General features: G+C 64.1%; 18 protein-coding genes. 4 read left to right on the top strand and 14 right to left on the bottom strand.

The features are described 5' to 3' along the window. Nucleotides 1–355: 355 nt before the first annotated feature. Entirely contained in the window at nucleotides 356–2,635 is a 2,280-nt protein-coding gene (locus AC1DN0_RS27120) for an FdhF/YdeP family oxidoreductase (protein ID WP_477146148.1), read from the bottom strand. A 375-nt stretch (nucleotides 2,636–3,010) separates the two neighbouring features. Between AC1DN0_RS27120 and fdhD the strand changes: the two genes are divergently transcribed. Next, nucleotides 3,011–3,865 carry a formate dehydrogenase accessory sulfurtransferase FdhD gene (gene fdhD, locus AC1DN0_RS27115; RefSeq protein WP_477146147.1) on the top strand — a complete coding sequence of 285 codons (855 nt, stop codon included), beginning with the start codon at nucleotides 3,011–3,013 and terminating at the stop codon, nucleotides 3,863–3,865. 79 nt (nucleotides 3,866–3,944) lie between these two features. Here fdhD and flgL read toward each other — a convergent pair whose 3' ends face one another. From flgL to flgB, 11 genes are all read right to left on the bottom strand, one after another. Then, nucleotides 3,945–5,174, bottom strand: coding sequence for a flagellar hook-associated protein FlgL (gene flgL / locus AC1DN0_RS27110; RefSeq protein WP_477102221.1), 1,230 nt, complete (start codon nucleotides 5,172–5,174; stop codon nucleotides 3,945–3,947). Nucleotides 5,175–5,210: 36 nt separating this feature from the next. Beyond that, complete coding sequence (gene flgK / locus AC1DN0_RS27105) at nucleotides 5,211–7,127, bottom strand: flagellar hook-associated protein FlgK (RefSeq protein WP_477102220.1); 1,917 nt, start codon at nucleotides 7,125–7,127, stop codon at nucleotides 5,211–5,213. Between the two features lie 239 nt (nucleotides 7,128–7,366). Continuing rightward, the gene (gene flgJ, locus AC1DN0_RS27100) at nucleotides 7,367–8,401 is read right to left on the bottom strand and encodes a flagellar assembly peptidoglycan hydrolase FlgJ (RefSeq protein WP_035874971.1); all 1,035 of its coding nucleotides are present in this window, start codon (nucleotides 8,399–8,401) and stop codon (nucleotides 7,367–7,369) included. A 2-nt stretch (nucleotides 8,402–8,403) separates the two neighbouring features. Further along, nucleotides 8,404–9,537: a flagellar basal body P-ring protein FlgI gene (locus AC1DN0_RS27095; RefSeq protein WP_477146146.1), complete on the bottom strand. Its 1,134-nt coding sequence runs from the start codon at nucleotides 9,535–9,537 to the stop codon at nucleotides 8,404–8,406. 14 nt (nucleotides 9,538–9,551) lie between these two features. Further along, on the bottom strand, nucleotides 9,552–10,235 hold the full coding sequence (flgH, locus tag AC1DN0_RS27090) for a flagellar basal body L-ring protein FlgH (protein ID WP_441636795.1): 684 nt from the start codon (nucleotides 10,233–10,235) through the stop codon (nucleotides 9,552–9,554). After that, nucleotides 10,232–11,017 (bottom strand): flagellar basal-body rod protein FlgG, encoded by a 786-nt coding sequence (gene flgG / locus AC1DN0_RS27085; protein WP_035874965.1) that lies wholly within the window; start codon nucleotides 11,015–11,017, stop codon nucleotides 10,232–10,234. The genes flgH and flgG overlap by 4 nt, the downstream gene beginning before the upstream one ends. A gap of 50 nt (nucleotides 11,018–11,067) precedes the next feature. Further along, complete coding sequence (flgF, locus tag AC1DN0_RS27080) at nucleotides 11,068–11,811, bottom strand: flagellar basal-body rod protein FlgF (RefSeq protein ID WP_441636793.1); 744 nt, start codon at nucleotides 11,809–11,811, stop codon at nucleotides 11,068–11,070. A 59-nt stretch (nucleotides 11,812–11,870) separates the two neighbouring features. Beyond that, nucleotides 11,871–13,112: a flagellar hook protein FlgE gene (gene flgE / locus AC1DN0_RS27075; protein ID WP_477146145.1), complete on the bottom strand. Its 1,242-nt coding sequence runs from the start codon at nucleotides 13,110–13,112 to the stop codon at nucleotides 11,871–11,873. A gap of 33 nt (nucleotides 13,113–13,145) precedes the next feature. Further along, nucleotides 13,146–13,817, bottom strand: coding sequence for a flagellar hook assembly protein FlgD (locus tag AC1DN0_RS27070; protein ID WP_045235724.1), 672 nt, complete (start codon nucleotides 13,815–13,817; stop codon nucleotides 13,146–13,148). A gap of 13 nt (nucleotides 13,818–13,830) precedes the next feature. Then, a complete protein-coding gene (flgC, locus tag AC1DN0_RS27065) occupies nucleotides 13,831–14,238 on the bottom strand; it encodes a flagellar basal body rod protein FlgC (RefSeq protein WP_477146144.1) in 408 nt (135 codons plus the stop codon). A gap of 7 nt (nucleotides 14,239–14,245) precedes the next feature. Continuing rightward, a complete protein-coding gene (gene flgB / locus AC1DN0_RS27060) occupies nucleotides 14,246–14,659 on the bottom strand; it encodes a flagellar basal body rod protein FlgB (RefSeq protein ID WP_035874951.1) in 414 nt (137 codons plus the stop codon). A gap of 220 nt (nucleotides 14,660–14,879) precedes the next feature. Between flgB and flgA the strand changes: the two genes are divergently transcribed. From flgA to AC1DN0_RS27045, 3 genes are all read left to right on the top strand, one after another. Then, entirely contained in the window at nucleotides 14,880–15,599 is a 720-nt protein-coding gene (gene flgA, locus AC1DN0_RS27055) for a flagellar basal body P-ring formation chaperone FlgA (protein WP_441636788.1), read from the top strand. A 159-nt stretch (nucleotides 15,600–15,758) separates the two neighbouring features. After that, complete coding sequence (gene flgM, locus AC1DN0_RS27050; RefSeq protein ID WP_441636786.1) at nucleotides 15,759–16,061, top strand: flagellar biosynthesis anti-sigma factor FlgM; 303 nt, start codon at nucleotides 15,759–15,761, stop codon at nucleotides 16,059–16,061. A gap of 55 nt (nucleotides 16,062–16,116) precedes the next feature. Beyond that, complete coding sequence (locus AC1DN0_RS27045; RefSeq protein ID WP_441636784.1) at nucleotides 16,117–16,575, top strand: flagella synthesis protein FlgN; 459 nt, start codon at nucleotides 16,117–16,119, stop codon at nucleotides 16,573–16,575. A 762-nt stretch (nucleotides 16,576–17,337) separates the two neighbouring features. Here AC1DN0_RS27045 and AC1DN0_RS27040 read toward each other — a convergent pair. After that, nucleotides 17,338–17,766: a flagellar protein FlhE gene (locus AC1DN0_RS27040; protein ID WP_441636782.1), complete on the bottom strand. Its 429-nt coding sequence runs from the start codon at nucleotides 17,764–17,766 to the stop codon at nucleotides 17,338–17,340. Next, on the bottom strand, nucleotides 17,763–18,479 hold the full coding sequence (locus AC1DN0_RS27035) for an RNA polymerase sigma factor FliA (RefSeq protein WP_006162649.1): 717 nt from the start codon (nucleotides 18,477–18,479) through the stop codon (nucleotides 17,763–17,765). Before AC1DN0_RS27035 ends, AC1DN0_RS27040 begins: the two co-directional genes overlap by 4 nt. Nucleotides 18,480–18,490 lie beyond the last annotated feature (11 nt).

The following is an 18,490-nucleotide window of genomic DNA, read 5'->3' as shown; positions in this document are numbered from 1 at the left end:
TGCCGATGGTCGTAACTCCAAGTTCCGAGCCTCCCGGTTGGCTCGGCACCGGAACAGAACGTGCTTCCGTGCTCATCGCCGCAATGCTGGCAAACCTGAAGCCTGGATCGTCCGCGAAGCGAGTGGCACAAAGCGCGAAGGGGCTGAGGGACGGGGCTAGCACTACGTTTGCGTCGATTCGTTTGACGTGCTACTTCCCTACTTCTCGCCAGCCCCCCCCCATCTGGATCGACGCCATGGTGCCTCGACAGGCGGACGGGTCTAAGTCGAGATGTGAAAACGCCGGTATTACCCCCGCCCAAATATCATTCGAGGCGGGTGTCCCCACCAAGCCAAGTCATGCCCGCCCCCTCCGCTATGTCACTTCCGAACGCAACACACGGACAGGAATACTCTTGTACGAGGGCGTACCGCTTTCCTTGTCAATGTAGTCCAGAGGCACTAGCACGTTCGCTTCGGGGTAATACGCCGCCACCGAGCCCCGTGCGATGTTTGCATAGGCGATGGCAGTGATCCTTTTTAGACTTAGCTGTCTGCCAGTTACGATGGTCTCGATATCCACCAGGTCCCCATGTTCCAAGCCTCGTGCGGCCATGTCGGCTTCGTGCATGAATAGCACATCGCGTCGACCGAATACGCCTCGATAGCGATCATCCAGTGCATAGATGGTGGTGTTGTACTGATCGTGACTGCGGATCGTCATGAGACGCAGAACATTCTCGCCGCCCAGGACGTCGGCGTCTTCCTTCACGCCGCCATATACGGAGAAAACCGCCTTGCCCGATGGCGTAGTCCACTTGCGTTCGGTCGGCGGAAGTGGCAGGCGGAATCCGCCGGGGACGCGGATGCGTGCATTGAAATCATCGAATCCCGGCACTGTCTTTTCAATCAGATCGCGGATCTTGTCATACTCGGCAACCAGGTCCGACCACGGCACCTTGCTGTCAGGCAAGGTCGCGGTAGCCATTCCCGCGACGATCGACGGCTCGGAACGCAAGAATTCAGAGGCCGGCGTGAGCTTGCCGGCCGAGGCATGGACCATGGACATCGAGTCCTCGACCGTCACCGATTGTGGCCCGCCAGCCTGCACGTCAAGCTCCGTGCGGCCCAGGCACGGCAGCACGTACGTTTCCTTGGCCACCAGCAGGTGCGAGCGATTCAGCTTGGTGCCGATGTGCACGCTCAGATCGAGCTTCGCCATCGCGGGGAAGGATTGCCCGGAATCGGGCAGTGCGACTGCGAAGTTCCCGCCCAGGCAGATCAGTGCCTTGGACGAACCATCAATCATCGCCTGCATCGCCTTCACGGCATYGTGTCCGTGCCCGGTGGGCGGCTTGAAGCCGACGGTGTTTTCGATGCGCTGAAGGAAGTCGGCCGACGGCTTCTCGGTGATGCCGACCGTGCGGTTCCCCTGCACGTTGGAATGGCCGCGCAATGGGCAAATGCCCGCACCGGGCTTGCCAAAATTTCCACGCAGGAACAACAAATCAGCAATCAGGCGGACGTTGGCGGTGCCTTTACTGTGCTGCGTCACACCCATGCCATAAGTGACAATCGTGGCATTCGATTTCGCATAGAGATCTGCGACTTGCTCAAGATCCGCGCGGGTCAGTCCGCTTGCCTTCTCGATATCCTCCCACGAGGTCGCAGCCAGGTCGGCGGCAAATGCGTCGAAACCTTCTGTATGCACCGCGATAAAATCGCGATCCAGGACATCCCCATTTTGAGCATCCATATCCAGGAGCACCTTCATTATGCCCTTGAGCGCGGCAGCGTCGCCGCCAGCGTCAACCTGATAATAGGTTGACGCAATCCTGGTCGACCCGTATGTCGCCATTTCCAACCAGTTCTGGGGATCCGCAAACCGCTCGAGCGCACGCTCCCTGAGTGGATTGAATACCACTATTGGGACATTTCGCCGGGCCGCTTCATGAAGCGTACCCATCATTCGAGGGTGATTGGTCCCGGGATTGTGGCCGATGGAGATAATCAGCTCACAGCTGTCAAAGTCCTCCAATGACACGGTGCCCTTGCCGATACCGATCGACTGTGGCAAGCCAACGCTGGTTGGTTCGTGGCACATGTTCGAACAATCCGGGAAATTGTTCGTCCCATACTCCCGCGCGAACAGCTGGAACAGGTAAGCAGCCTCGTTCGAGGCCCTGCCGGACGTGTAGAACTCCACCTTGTCGGGCGACAACGCCTGCAGGATTTCGCCGATCCGGGCAAACGCATCGCCCCATTCGACCGCGCGGAACGTGTCAGTGGAACGGTCATACACAAGCGGATGCGTCAGGCGACCCATATCCTCCAACTCGAAATCGGATCGCTGCAGCAGCGACGACACCGTGTTGCTCGCGAAAAAATCCGGCCGCACCCGTTTCGTCGTGGCCTCCCAAGTCACGGCCTTGGCACCGTTCTCGCAGAACTGGAACGTCGACTTATGCTCCTTGTCGGGCCACGCGCACCCGGGGCAATCGAACCCGTCGGGCTGGTTGGTCCGCATCAGTGTGAGCGGCGCCTTGACCGTTTCCATTTGCAGGCGGATCGCCTGGGTCGTCGCACGAAGCGCGCCCCAGCCGCCAGCGGGCCCGTCGTAGGGCCTGATGCCGGGCACTTCCCGTCGCGTAGCCATGATTGCTCCATGAAGCCCATTCGCCTCAGACTGCCTGGGGCAGTTGTTGCCGCAGGGTCGCCGCCAGGCGAGCTTTTCCTAACAATAGCCTCGGCTTCCTGCTCGGCAAGTGCCAGTTACAAATGGCGCCGCCGTCAAGCGCATGACTGAAACCTTACACGCGTTCTCAATTTTCAATATGAGCCATCCGAGACATGCAAATCGTAACGTCTACTCTTGCCTGGCGTATACCCGCATATCGAAGACCTTATCAGCGTACAAAGCTGTTATGGTTAGTCGCATTCTGGGCTGGCATGGGACTAGTCGTGGAGTTGATCGGGCTGTCCATAGCCGCGGCCGGGATGGAAACGCATTGAGGCCACCAGCGGAGATCCGATGAGGCGCGATGTGCCAGTGGAAGACAGCGGCGCAGGCATTGAAGATGTGCCGACGCAGCGCTCGTTCGCAGTCAGACGCTGGCGTCACGGCACCGTGACGGCCGAGGAAGACCGTTTGGCCGAGGAATTGCCGGTCGCGCTCGAGTACAACGGCATCTCTCATGCGGTCATGCTGGCTACACCAGCCGATCTCGATGACTTTGCCATCGGCTTCAGCCTCAGCGAAGGCATTGTCGACAGCGCGAGCCAGATCTATGGCATCGACGTGGAAGCCGGTGCGAACGGCGTGACTGTCAAGTTGGAGATCGCCACCGCCGCCTTCGCCAGGCTAAAGACCCGGCGCCGCGCGCTGGCGGGTCGTACCGGATGCGGCCTGTGCGGCATCGAGTCACTGGGCGAGATCATGCGCGTGCCGCAGCCGGTGCATAGCCATGYCATCTTCGATCCGACTGTCTTCGATGCGGCGTTTGCCGCCCTGGTCAAGCGCCAGGCACTGCTGCGCGATACCGGGGCGACGCACGCGGCGGCGTGGCTGCGTGCGGATGGCGCATTGGCCTTTGTGCGCGAAGACGTGGGTCGTCACAACGCGCTCGACAAGCTTGCCGGCGCGCTTGCGAGTACCAACGAGGATACCAAGCGCGGCGCGGTGATTATCACCAGCCGGGCCAGCTACGAGATGGTGCTCAAGACGGCATCGATCGGTGCGGGGATCCTTGCCGCGGTATCCGGTCCAACGGTACTCGCCGTGCGGCTGGCAGACTCCGCTGCGATAACGCTGGCCGGCTTTGTGCGGACTGGCAGCCTGGTCGTCTACACGCATCCGGAACGGCTGCGTAYCCCGCAGGTACGCTGACTGTCCAGCTGTAAATCTACCCGCCCCAAACTTTGTTTCCGCCTCACACAACAACGGCACGCCGCACGCCTACCACCAATCACAGAAATTTAAACAGATTCATCCCCTGGATCTGCATAAACGATTGCTGCGCCGCCTGCAGCGAAGTCTGACGCTGGTAATACTCAGTAATAGCCGAGTAGTAATCCAGATCCTGCAGTCCGGAAAGTGTCTGGCTGTAATTGAGGCTACGGTTCGAGCCAATCGTATCGAGCGCGTCCAGCTCCTGCATCCGCGCCCCAACGCTGGTCTGGACCGTGCTGACGTTGTCCAGCGAATTGCTCATCTTGCGATTGGCGGTGGCCAGCACATTGGCCAGTGCCGCATGATCGGCATCGGTCGAGAGGGGCTTCTTCAGCGCGTTGATGACATCCTTGACGTTGCTGAAAATATCGGTGCCGGCAAGCTGCGCAGGTTGCAGGTCCATGCGATCGCCAGCGACCGGCGTACCCTTGACCGACAGCGAGAGGCCCGCCACCTGGATGCCGGCGCCATCCGTGTAGGTCACTGGCACGCCGATTGCCGCAGGCGGAACAGCGCTTTCGTCCTTCAGCTGATACTGCAAAACGCCGGTGGCCGGATCTGTGCCGAAGTTGATCGAGATACTGTGCCCATACAGTGCGTTGGTCGGGTCCGACACCGTGACTGCACTGTAGGTTGCCGTGCCCGTGTTGCCGCTGTTAGCCGAGGCAACATAGGTGGCCGTGTTCTGCACGCTCAGGAAGATGTCGCGGCCGTTGTCGCCGGTCGCCAGCTGACGTGCCACGTCGACCTGCAGCAACTGCTGACCGCTATCGCCGCTGTACTGCACGGCGCCGGCACTGTCCTTGCTGAACGGCGGCGACTGCGACTGGAAGCCAGCGAACAGGAAATTCCCGTTGCCGTCATCGCTGTTGGCCAGCCCGATCAACTGGTTGTAGTTGGCTTCAAGCTGCGAGGCGACGGAGGCGCGATCGGCATCGCTTATGGTGCCGTCACCGGCCTGTACCACCAGCGTCTGGATATTCTGGATCGCGGTAGTCACGCTCTTGAGCGTACTGTCTTCCATCGCGAGATTGCTGTTGGCTTGCTTGCGCGACGTAGCGTACTGGTCGTTAACCGCGCTGGATTGCGCTACCACCAGCGCCCGGGTTGCACCCACCGGGTCGTCCGACGGCGAGAGGATGCGGCGGCCGGTGCCGAGCTGCTGCTGCACATGCAGCAGGGAACCCTGCTGGCTGTTCATCGAGGCCAGGCCGAGTTGATAGAGCGTGGAGCTTGCGATGCGCATGTCTGTTCCTTTTCGGGGTCCGATTCGTCAGGGCGCTCAGCGGCCGATGCCGATGATGGTGTCGAACAGGGTAGTGGCAGTCTGGATAACCTTGGCGTTGGCTTGGTAGAGCTGCTGGAAGCGCAGCATGGAGACCGTTTCCTCATCCATGTTCACGCCGGACACACCTTGTTGCGCCGTCGTCACTTGAGTGGTGACGCTGTCTTGCGAGGTCGACGCGATCTGGATCGATTTGGCGCGGCTGCCAACGTCGTTGACGAGCTGCGCATAGGCGTCGTTGTAGCTCGACACGCCGCCGATGGTCTTGGCGCTCTGCAGCTTGGCCAGCACCAGCGCGTTCCCGTTGTCGGAGGCGCCGCTGGCGTTGGGTGTCAGCGTAATCTTGTCGTTGTTCGCCGGCGTGCCGCTGAAGCTTACGGTGATGCCGTTGATCACGTAGTCCTGGGCGCTGCCGTTCGGAGTCGGGCCAGTCGACGGCACCGCGGCGCCGGTCGGGTCGGTAAAGATGTATTTGGCGGTGGCTCCGTCGTAGGTGGCCGTGATCGCGGTGAGCGGCTTACTGGCGCCCGGTGCGACGTTGGTGACCTTCGCGGTACCCGTACCGGTGTTTGCGGCGCCTGCGCTGCCAGTCAGCGGGGCCTTCGCGGCCGCGATCTTGGCCGGATCCTTGATTGCCATGTCCATCGCCGAAGCAATGTTGCGGGTCGGCTGGATCTGGTAGCTGTCGTTGGCCGACATCGCCGTCGGGATCTGCACGTCCACGCCATCGAGCGAGAGTGTCAGCGGATAGGTGGCGGCGGCGCCCGGCTGGCTAACGGTCTTATTGTCCGACATGCGCACCAGGTTGTAGTTGGTGCCGTCGTAGCTCAGGGTGTAGTCGCTGGTGGTCAGCTGCGACGTATCGCTGATGGTGGCCGTTACCAGCGAGTTGCCGGCATTGGTGCTCTTTGGCAGTACCGACGGCGAGCCCAGCTTGAACAGGTTGCCGCCAACCTGGCCGGTCAGGTCCACGCCGAGCTTGTGCTGGTCGTTGAAGGTCTGGGCCAGCGTCACCGACAGCCGGCCGATGGCGTTCTGCGCGGAGTCCAGCGTCTCGCTGCGGAACTTGAGCAGGCCGCTGACGGAGCCGCCGGTGAGCGTGCTGTCGTCCATCTCGACGACGTTGCCGTTGCCTTGCGTGTAGGCGATCGCGGTACGCGAGGGGTCCGCGGACGATTGCACCGCCTTCAGGTCGTAGGAGGCGGTGCCCATCACCAGCGGCTGGCCGTTGCCGATGAAGACGTTGTAGGTATTGTCCTGCGGCACGACCTTGACGCCGACTATCTGGGTCAGTTCGGAGACCAACTGGTCGCGCTGGTCGAGCAGGTCGTTGGGCTGCTGGCCACCGCCGGCAGCGACGGCCCGCGTGATCTGGTCATTAAGCTTGGCGATCTGCTGGGAGTAGGCATTGACCTGGGTCACCGAACTTTGCAGCTGGGTGTTGACGCCATCGCGCAGTTGCTGGAAGTAGGAGTTGGCGGCACGCATCTGCCCCACCAGCGACTGCCCGGCGTTGAGCATGTTCTGGCGCGCGGCCGGATCCGCCGGCGTGTCCGATACGCCCTGGACCGCGGCGAAGAACTTCTGCATCAGCGGTGCCAGGCCGCCCTTCTGGTCGGCCAGCAGGTTGTCGATCTGGCTGATCTGGGCAGAGTAGGTCGAGAGTTGCGCGCTGGCGGTCACCGCGCCGCGCAGCTGGCCGGTCAGGAACTCGTCATAGACGCGGACCACCGAGGTGGCGTTGGAGCCCTGGCCATAGAACCCCGAACTGGTGTACTGGCCGCCCGCGGAGGCAATGATGGTGTTCTGCCGCGTATAGCCCGTGGTGGCCGCATTGCTGACGTTGTGGCCAACCGTGGTCAGCGCGTTCTGCGCCGTGTTCAGGCCGGAAAGTCCGATATTGAAGAGAGACATGCTCTAACCCCGCGTCTGGTGGCTGCCGCGCGCCTGACCGGGCGATCCGCGCACCGTGGCCGCCTGTGCTGGCCCTTCGATGCCGGGTCGCCGCTGCCGGACATCGACGGCGGTGAATGATGTGAGTAACGGCAGAAGTACAAAGAGACTTTAGTGCGCGGCGCGGGGAATTTGCGCCTGGCTCTCCGGTGGCCGCGCCAGCCGCCTGGCACGGCGTCCGGTCAGCCTGTTCCGGGCGCTCAGACGGGCACTTTTCGCATGATCCGCACCAGTTTCTCGCCATAAGCCGGATCGGTGGCGTAGCCGGCCCGCTGCAGGCCGCGCGCCGCGTCGTCCGGCGTCGCCGCGGCCAGCACCTCGGCGTAGCGTGGGTTGTTGCTCAGCAAGCGGCCGTAGTCGGCGAAGGCTTCGTCATACGAAGCGTAGGCGCGGAAGCGCGCGCGCACCTTTTGCGGCTGGCCGTCGATGTATTCGGTGGTGGTGATTTCCGCGACCTGGCCCTTCCAGTTGGCGCCCGCCTTGATGCCGAAGACATTGAAGGTGGTGCTGCCGTCCGGGTACGCGATCTCGCGCCGGCCCCAGCCGGATTCGAGCGCCGCCTGGCCGAGGATCAGCTTCGCCGGCACGCCGGTGGCACGTGCCGCCGACTGGGCGGGGCCGGCCATGCGCGAGACGAAGGCGCTGATGTGGGCGGGCGTGTCTTCCGGCAACACGGAGGCCCCGCCCTGCCAGGCGCCTGGTTCCTGCGGCTGGTACTGGCGCAGGCCCGCCGTGGGGTTCCAGCTGGTGCCGGCCACCACGCTGCCGACGCGCGGCCTGTCGGCATCCCCCGCGCCGTCGCCGTTGCGCATGTCCAGCGCGCGCGCCAGGCCGGGAGCCGCGTCGTCCATGCCGGCCTGCACGGCCGCCTGCTTCGCGGCGGCGCCGGCAAGCTCGGGCGGAAGGCCCGCGCCGCTGGCCCGCGCAAGCTGGCGCACCATCACATCGGCAAGGCCGATGCCGCGCGAGGACATCTGCTGCGACAGCTGCTGGTCCATCATCGACATGTACAGCTTGGTCTGCTCGTTGTCGAACAAGCCATCCTGCGGCGTGGCATCGCGCATGCTCTTGAGCACCATCTGCGTGAACACCGCCTCGAACTGCCGGGCGGCGGTACGCAGCGTTTCGGGGCTGGCGCCCGTGCGCGCATTCTGCTTGAGGCCTTCGAAGCCCTGCGTGTCGAGCGCGAAGCGTTGCGAGAGATCGGCCTGGGCGGCCAGGCGGCTGCTGGACATGGTCAGATGATCTCGAGGTCGGCGCGCAGCGCACCGGCAGCGCGCATCGCCTCAAGGATGGTCTGCAGGTCGGCCGGGGTCGCGCCGAGCGCGTTCAGGCCCTTGACCACGGCGGCCAGGGAAGCGCCGGCCTTGACCATCTGCAGCGCGCCGCCCTCCTGCTTCATGTTGATCTGCGACACTGGCGCCACCACGGTCTGCCCGCCGCTGAACGGGGCCGGCTGGCTGATCACCGGCTGGGTATTGATCACCACCGACAGATTGCCGTGCGCCACGGCGCAGTCGTCCACGGTGACGGCCTGGTTCATCACGATCGAGCCGGTACGGGCATTGAGGATGACCTTGGCGGCAGCCTTGGCCCGCGTGACGTCGATATTCTCGATGCGGGCCATGAAGCCCACGCGCGCGCCTGGCGCAGCGGGCGTGCGCACCTGCACCACCCGGCCGTCCAGCGCACTGGCTACGCCGCCGCCCATCGAGCGATTGATCGCCTCGACCACACGCTCGGCCGTGCCGTAATCGGTTTCACGCAGCTCCAGGTTCAGGATGCCGCCTTCCGGCTGGAACGCCGGCACCGCGCGCTCGACGATGCCGCCGTTGGCGATCCGGCCCACCGCCAGCTGGTTGACCTGTACCTTGCTGCCGTTGGCCGACGCGCCCGCGCCACCCACCAGCATATTGCCCTGCGCGATCGCGTAGACCTGGCCGTCGGCGCCCTTGAGCGGCGTCATCAGCAGTGTGCCGCCACGCAGGCTCTTGGCATTGCCCATGGAGGACACCACCACGTCGAGCTGGCTGCCCGGCTGCGCAAACGGCGGCAGCGTGGCCGTGACCATGACCGCCGCCACATTCTTGAGCTGCATGTTCTTGCCGGCGGGCAGGGTAATGCCCAGCTGCGAGAGCATATTGGTCAAGCTCTGCGTGGTGAACGGCGTCTGCATGGTCTGGTCGCCGGTGTTATCCAGTCCCACCACGAGGCCGTAGCCCACCAGCGGGTTGTCACGCACGCCCTGGAAGGTGGCGAGATTCTTCAGCCGTTCCGCGTGCGCCGCGCTCGCGAGCAGGCCCAGCGTCAGCGCAAGGAAGAGAGCGCGGACAAAGCGGCAGCRCAAGGCAGGGAGCGAAGACAGGAACATGACGCGGTCGGTGATCAATACGGTGAAACATTGAGGAAGAAACGCTGCAGCCAGCCCATGTTCTGCGTTTCGTCGATATAGCCCTTGGCGGTGTACTCGATGCGCGCGTCCGCCACTTGCGTGGAGGGCACCGCGTTGTCACCGGTAATCGTGCGCGGGTTGACCACGCCGGAGAAGCGGATGAACTCCGCACCCTGGTTGATCGCCATCTGCTTTTCGCCGGAGACGATCAGGTTGCCGTTGGCCAGCACTTCCAGCACGGTCACGGTGATGGTGCCGTTGAATGTGTTGGTGGCGCTGGCGCCACCGCTGGCCTTGAGCGCGTTGGCACCGCTCATCGTGGCATTCTGGCTGCTGCTGAACAGGCCAGCCAGCGCCTTGGGCACCGCGTCGAACGCCAGCGCGCTGTTGGAAGTGCGGCTGGCGTTGGTGCCGGAGTTCTTGCTGGCGTTGACGTTCTCGCTGATCACGATGGTGAGGATGTCGCCCACGTTGCGCGGCCGGCGATCCTCGAACAGCGGATTGCCGGCATACGACGACTGGTAGATCGATCCGCTCGACCGCGCCAGCGCGCGCGGCTCGGCCCGTGCGGTGGTGGGAAGCTGCACCAGCGGCTCGCGCGGAACCATCGCGCAACCAGTCGCGAAGCAGCACACGGCAAGCGCGCCCAGGCGAATCAGCGAGGCCATCATGATCATCCGAGCTGGGTGAGGCGCTGCAACATCTGGTCGGACGTCTGCACGGCCTTGCTGTTGATCTCGTAAGCGCGCTGGGTCTGGATCATGCTGACCAGCTCTTCGACCACGTTGACGTTGGACGCTTCCACGTAGTTCTGCTGCAGCGTGCCGGCGCCGTTCAGGCCAGGCACGGTGGTGTTCGGTGCACCCGATGCGTCGGTCTGCACATACATGTTCTCGCCGAGGCTTTCCAGGCCGGCCGGGTTGGCGAAGGTCGCCAGTTGCAGCTGGCCGACCTGCACGTTGTTGGCCGAGCCGGGCTGCGTCACCGAGACGGTGCCGTCACGCGCCACGGTCAGCGACGTGTAGTTGGCCGGCAGGGTGATGGCAGGCTGGATCACAAAGCCGCTGGACGTCACCAGCTGGCCGTTCTGGTCGCTCTGGAACGAGCCGTCACGCGTGTAGGCGGTGGTGCCGTCGGGCAGTGCCACCTGGAAGAAGCCGTTGCCGAGGATGGCCACGTCCTTGCTGTTGCCGGTCTGCTGCGGATTGCCCTGGGTATGGATGCGCTCGGTTGCCACGGGGCGCACGCCGGTGCCCAGCTGCAGGCCGGACGGCAGGGTGGTCTGGTCCGAAGACAGCGCGCCTGGCTGGCGTACGGTCTGGTACATCAGTTCCTCGAACACGGCGCGTCCACGCTTGAAGCCGTTGGTGGAGACGTTGGCCAGGTTGTTCGAGATCACGTCCATCTGCGTCTGCTGCGCATCGAGGCCGGTCTTGGCAATCCAGAGAGAGCGGATCATGTTTGTCCTCACAAGGCCGCCGCGAGCCGCGGCGGCACATCAATTCAATTTCAGTTGGTCGAGAGCAGCTGGTTGGAGCGCTGTTCGTTGGAATCCGCGCTCTGGATCATCTTCATCTGCATCTCGAAGCGGCGGGCGTTGGCGATCATGTCGACCATCGACTCGACCGGATTGACGTTGCTGCCCTCGATCGCGCCGGCAATGACGCGGATGTTGGCATCGACCTGCAGCGGCTGCGCGCCGGGGCGCAGGCGGAACAGGCCATCGTCGCCACGGGCGATGGAATCGGGCGGCGGATTCACCAGGCGCAGCTTGCCGATCTGGGCCAGGCCGGCGGAGGTTTCCCCGGGGCCGCGCGCCGTGATCGTGCCGTCGCTGCCGATGCTGACCGCCGCACCCGGCGGCACCGCGATCGGGCCACCGTCGCCCATCACCTGCAGGCCGGTGCTGGTCTGCAGTTGCCCGTCCGCCGACACCTGCAGCGAGCCCGCGCGGGTGTAGGCTTCGCTACCGTCCGGTGCCTGCACCGTCAGCCAGCCGTTGCCCTGCAGCGCCACGTCCAGCGGACGCTCGGTGTAGGTCAGCGGACCGGCCTTGAGGTCGGCGCCGGGCGTGGAGGCCAGCGCGAAGGCGCGCGTCGGCGACGCCTGCCCCACCACCGGCACCGCGCGGAACATATTGACCTGTGCCCGGAAGCCGGGGGTCGACGTGTTGGCCAGGTTGTTGGACACCGCGGCCTGCTGGTCGAGCGTCTGCTTGGCGCCCGACAGGGCGGTATAGATCATGCGGTCCATGGCGTCCCTTTAACTCCCGCTCGTCCGGTTCGTCCGGCCTATCCTGCCGACGCTGCGCATTACAGGTTGACCAGGGTCTGCATGACCGTGTCCTGCGCCTTGATGGTCTGCGCGTTGGCCTGGTAGTTGCKCTGCGCCACGATCAGGCTGACGAGCTGGCCCGACAAGTCCACGTTGGRAGCTTCCACCGCGTTGGACTTGAGCTGGCCGAGGCTGCCGCCAGGCGCGGCGATCACCGCCTGACCCGACGCGCCCGTCTCGGACCACACATTGTTGCCTTCGGGCTTCAGGCCCTGCGTGTTGCCGAAGCCGGCCATCACGACCTGGCCCAGCGACTGCTTTTGCTGGTTCGAATAGCTGCCGAGGATCGTGCCGTCCGGCTGGATCGCGAAGCCGAGCAGGCTGCCGGCGGTATAGCCGTTCTGGACAGGCGGTTTGGTATCGCTGGCGCCGGCGAACTGCGTGGTGCCGGTCAGGTCCATCGCGATGGCCAGCGGAGCCGCGCCGTTGGAAGCCGCAATATTGATGGTGGTGGTAGCACCTGCGCCCGGTACCTGCAGCGTGCCCTTCGAGTCGAACTTCAGCGTGATCGGCGCGCCGACGACATTGCCCGCCGCATCGGTCAGGTTCATCGTCCAGTCGGTGCCACCGCCACCGGCTGCCGGGAACGTGCCCGCGCCGGGGGTACCCGTGGAGAAGTACGCCGTCAGCTGCCTGGCGTTGCCCAGCGAGTCGTACACCGTAACGCCGGAGCTGTAGTTGTACATATTGGACGTAGGCAGCGCCGCCGGCGTGCTGGCGAATGCCGCTCCCGGTACCTTGCTGCCGGAATCCAGGTTGAAGGAAACGCCCAGCGTGGTCGTAGCCTTGGCCGCCATCGTGGTGTTCGGCACGACCAGGGGTTGCGGCTGCACCGCACCGCCGCCGGTCGCGCCTGCCGGATAGCCGCTCAGTTGAAGGCCCTGCGCATTGGTGATGCGGCCGTCTTGCTGGCGCTGGAACTGGCCATTGCGCGAGTAAAAGACTGAGCCCGACGAGTCGGTCAGGCGGAAAAAGCCATTGCCGTTGGTAATCGCCACATCGAGCGCGCTGCCGCTCGATTCGATATTGCCCTGGTTGAATGACTGCACCACCGAGTTCACTGTGGTACCGAGGCCAATCTTGGTACCGGCATACACGTCGGCGAACTGGGCCGTCGATTGCTTGTAGCCGACGGTGTTGGCGTTGGCGATGTTATTGCCGATGACGTCCAGATTCGATGCGGCGGCGTTGATGCCGCTTACCCCTTGACCGAAACCCATGATATTCCCCTAGTTAGCTGATTCGCTGATGTCTTAAAGAATGCGGCGAACGTCGTCGACCGACGCGGTGCGGTCATTGCCGATATCGACGAGCACACCGGTGGAGTCACCGCTGATGCTGTTGACCTTGCCGTACACCAGCGCCACCGGCGTGACATCCTTGCCGTTGGCGGTGGCGGTCACCTTGAAGCTGTAGTCGCCGTCCGCTACCGCGACGCCCGCGTCGTTCTTGCCGTCCCAGGCGATGTCGTGCACGCCGGCAACCTGGCCCTTCATGTCGATGGTGCGCACGGTGTTGCCGTCCTTGTCGAGCACCTGCACGGTGACCGCATCCGCGGTCGCGGGCAGGTCGACACCGATCTTGCCCGGCACGCCGCCCGCCACCGACGTGGCGCTGCCCGGCACCATTACCGTCTTGCCGATCAGTGCCGCGGAGTCCATGGCGCGGCTGGCGCTGACCTGGCCCAGCAGCGTATTCAGCGTGGCGTTCATGGTCTGCATGCCGCTCACCGTGCTGATCTGCGCCAGCTGCGTGGTCAGCTGCGAGTTGTCCATCGGGTTGAGCGGGTCCTGGTTGTTCATCTGGGTGACCAGCATCTTCAGGAAGTTGTTCTGCAGGTCGGCCGCGCTCGCGCTTCCGCTTTGCAGCGTATTGGCAATCCCGGCGGCGCTGGTGTTGTTGCTTGTGGCGGAGGTCGTAGTCATTGCGTATCCCGGTTTACTGACCGATGGTCAGTGTCTTGAGCATCATGTTCTTGGCGGTGTTGAGGACTTCCACGTTGGCCTGGTAGGAACGCGAGGCCGAGATCATGTTGACCATCTCCTCCACCGGGTTGACGTTTGGCATCGTCACGTAGCCGTCGGCGTTCGCCAGCGGATGCGTGGGGTTGTGGACCATGCGCGGCGGCGACGGATCCTCCATCACGCCCTCCACCTGCACGCCCCCGATGTCGCTCTGGCCTGGTGTCGCGGCCAGGCCGAACACCACTTGCTTGGCGCGGTAAGGCYGGCCATTGGGGCCAACGGCGCTGTCGGCGTTGGCGAGGTTGGAGGCGGTCACGTTCAGGCGCTGCGACTGCGCAGCCATGGCCGAACCGGTGACTTCGAAGATGTTCATGGCTGGCATGGTGCGCTCACTGCTGGATGGCTGACAGCATGGTCTTGATCTTGGCGCTCATCACGGTGAGCCCGGATTCGAAATGCACCGCGTTGTCGGCAAAGGCGACGCGTTCGGTATCCATTTCGACCGTATTGCCATCGATACTCGACTGCATCGGGATGCGGTACTCGAGGTTCCTCTCGTCGATCCCCGACGCCGACGCCTGGCCCGGCAAATGCCGCACCGACGTGGTGGACAGCGAAACGCCTTCGGCGCGCTTGCCCCGCTCGACGCTCTGCGCCAGCGTGCTGGAGAAATCAAAGTCGCGCGCCTTGTAGCCGGGTGTATCGGCGTGCGCGATATTGGAGGCAATCACTGATTGCCTCTGGGTCCGCAAGCTCAGCGCTTCTTGCTGGAAGCGCAATGCCGCATCGAGTCTGTCAATCATGTCTGTGTCTCGCTGAAGGGGAGAGCGATGAAGGTCGACCTTTTCAGGTGTGTCATCTTAGGGGCGGCCCCGCCATGCCAATCGCACGAATAGGGCAAAGAAACCTGCGTATTTCGACCCGAGCAAGATTGCAGGGCTGCCTACAATGGGACCCGTTGTCACGCACGTGGCGCCCGCTCCCGCGGCGCGCCCCACGTCGTTTTCTTGCCGGGATACACACATGAACACTCGTTTCCGGGCCGCCGCGGCGCGCGCCCTGCTCTGCGTGCTCGCCGCCAGCGGCACGCTGCCCGGCGGCGCCGGCGCGGCACCGCCCTCGCCTTTTACCGAAGACCCGGTGCGTACCGCGGTCGAGCAGTTCCTTGAACGCCAGACCGCCGGCCTGCCAGGCAAGGCCAACATCCAGGTGGTGCCGCCTTCGGGCGGGCGCGCGCCGGATTGCCCGCTTCCCGAACCCTTCCTGCCGCCAGGCGCGTCGCCCTGGGGTCGCGTCTCCGTGGGCGTGCGCTGCGCGGGCGAGCGTCCGTGGACGCGCTATGTCCAGGCGCGCGTGTCGGTGGTTGCCGACTACTATGTGGCCGCGCGCAACCTCATGCCCGGCGAACCCGTCGACGCGGCCGACATGGAAGTCCGCCAGGGCGACCTGGCCTCGCTGCCGCGCGCGGTGGTGACSGATCCCGTGCAAGTGACCGGCGCGGTGGCGGCGAACCGCATCGCCGCGGGCTCGCCGTTGCGGATGGATCTGCTGAAGAAGGCCATTGCCGTACGGCAGGGGCAGAACGTGACCGTGGTGGTGGAAGGCGAATCGTTCCAGCTCAGCAGCGAAGGCAAGGTGATGGCCGACGCGCCGGTGGGCAACAACGTGCAGGTGCGGCTAAAGAACGGTCAGGTAGTCAATGCGCTGGTGCGCAGCGGCGACACGGTGGTGCTGCAACAATAGGGGAACGCGGCAAGCGTGGCCCATGGGGTTACGCAACCGTCTCATGAGACAATGGCGCGCAGGCTCAGGGCCGGGAAAGCGGGGCTTTCCGACGCCATTTCACCCTAAAGTTTTGCCTGAGCCATCCGATAAGCCAAAGGTACCCAGCAAGGAATTACCGTGAAGATCAATCAGACCACCTCGTCGAGGGCGGGCGACGCCATCGACGGCGCCACGCGCAGCGTGGCCGGCGCCCCCGGGCCGACCACGGCCCCGGATACGTCCAGCGTGCGCGTCAGCCCCCTGTCGGCCCAGGTGCGCGAGATCGGCGCCCGCCTGGTAGAAGATCGTGACGACGATATCGATACCGCCAAGGTCGAGAAAATCCGCCAGGCCATCGCCGAAGGCCGGATCAGGATCGACCCCAGCAAGATCGCCGACGGCCTGCTCGCGTCCCTGCGTGAGCTGAACGGCGGCGCCTGATCCCCCTGCTGCGCGGCCATTTGTTTAGCCAACCCATACCCAAGATAGGCACGCCATGAGCCAGTCCCTGATCCAGAACCTGCGCCGCGAAACCGAGCTGGCGCAGGAATTCGCCGCCGTGCTCGGCGAGGAAAGAACCATGATCAAGGCCGGCGACTACCAGGCCCTGGCCGGGTTGCTGGAACGCAAGGTCGAACTTGCCGGCTTGCTGAGTGCCTTGACGCGCACCCGCGAGGCACAGATGGGGGCTTTGGGCATTCGCACCGGCGCGGGCGGACAATTGTTCGGGCGGCAGATCGATGCGGGCGTTGAAGCCGCATGGCGGACGCTGGTGTTTGCCGCGCGCAGTGCGCGCGATGCCAATGCGCTCAATTCCGCCGTGGTGGACGCGCATCTTGAATTCACCGAAGAAGCGATCCTGGCGCTGCGTCAGCGTGGCGACAATGCGACGCTCTACGGGAAGGACGGACGGACGCAGACTGGGCCGCAAGGGGTCAGCCTGGCCAGCGGCTGATGGTTTCCGGATCTTGATTCCGGATCCGACCTGGACTGCCACTGGTTAGTCCGCAACATCAAGAAGCGGTTCTCGGGGCCACCCGGATCAAAGGCCGCTTGGCAACAGAAGGCGACAGCGCATCCCCCTCAGGCCACCCCGGGCAGTGAGGTGAAACCACCTTTGACGTTCACCGGCAGGTATCAACGCTCGGCGAGCAGCAACCGTGCTGCGCGAAGCGAGTCAATGCGCCAATCAGCGGCGTACCTTCGAGATCCCCGATATACAAGCCCGGGCCTTGCGCACCGAACACCGGATTGCTCCAGCGCAACATTGGACAACAGCGCCCCCGTCAAACCCCGAAGGCTCTAAGGCTCGAAACCGTGAAGGAATTGCAAGAAGAAGCGATGCCGCCAGAACCACGATCGGTGTAGCCGTGGGGAGCGCCCGAGGGGCGGGCCACACCCCAACGCGATGCGAAGCGAGCCGTCAAGGTTTACCAGGCCGTATGGGGCGCCTCGGGATCCGGCGAAAAGAGCGGAAAAGAGGTACCCATGTTTGAGTATCGCCTTAAGGCGATGCGAGTTTGGGTCCCGGCCGCTCTTTTCGCCGGATCCCGAGGGGGTGTCGCCCCATCCGGCGCGCTTCTTTGCCTACTTTCTTGGCAAGACAAGAAAGTAGGTCGCCCCCCGCAGGGGGTAAAACCGCCTTTGACTTTAAGCCTTTGACGTTAAGCTTTTGAATTTATGTTTTTATAACCCACCGCCGCCAGCAACAGCAACATCACCTAAAACTAACCGTAACCTGATTCGACTGCCCCAACAATACCGGCATCAGCGCCCCCCGCCCAGGCACCTGAAACGCAAACACAAACCCCTTGGCCGCATCATCCCCGCTAAACGCCTCGGTAAGCCCCTCCGCCCCCGGCAACAACACACAACGCTGCGCATTGCACAAATAAGCCTGCAGCTCATTGGGCGGCGTACTAGCAAAACTATATCGCCACCGCACGGTAGTAATAGCCCCCTCCGCCTGCGGCAAGTAACCGGTAGGCAAGATCGGCGGCGACACCGTACGCAACCCTTTGCCATGCAGCGCAGGCCCGTTCACGGAAGCCGACCAGGAATGCAGCGGCCCGGCGGGCGCGGCCCAGGCCGCGCAGCAGGCCGCGGCCAGCACCGCAGCGCCAAGACGATGGCACCAGCCCCTCATAGCAAGCCGCGCAGCTGCGAACGAAGCCGCGTAATAGCCTGGCTGCGAATCTGGCAGACCCGCGACTCCGTCACCTCCAGCACCGCCCCGATCTCACGCAAATTGAGCTCCTGGTCGTAGCACAACGACAGCACCAGCTTTTCCCGCTCCGGCAGCCGCTCGATGGCACGGATCAGCGCTTCGCGCATGCCGCTTTCCATCAGCACAGTGAGCGGGTTGCCATCGTCGCTGACGCTCAGGTGCCGGTCCAGGAAGTCCTCTTCGCCGGAGCGCTCGAAGTCCTCGTAGTGCAGCAGCTGGCAGCCATAGACTTCATTGAGCAGTGTCTGGTATTCGTCGAGCGGCAGCTCAAGCTCCTGCGCCACTTCGGAGTCGAGCGGCGCGCGGCCCAGCGTTTGCTCCAGGCCGCGCACGGTGCGTTCGATGCGCCGGGTGAACTGGCGCAGGCTGCGCGACTGCCAGTCATTGGCGCGCACCTCGTCAAGCATGGCGCCGCGGATGCGCTGGCTGGCATAGGTCTCGAAACGCGCACCGTGGGTGTCCTCGTAACGCTTGGCGGCATCGAGCAAGCCGATCATGCCAGCCTGGATCAAGTCATCGAGCTGCACGCTGGCAGGCAGCTTGGCTGCCAGTTGCAGGGCGATACGACGCACCAGCGAGGCATGCGCCGTCACGGTGTCGGTCTGTTCGAGCTTTCCCTGAATCGTGTACATGGTGGAATTCT

It is taken from the genome of Cupriavidus sp. 05N39 (genome assembly GCF_056397325.1).
Note: the sequence above shows the minus strand (reverse complement) of the source record. Positions and strands in the feature narration are given on the sequence as shown.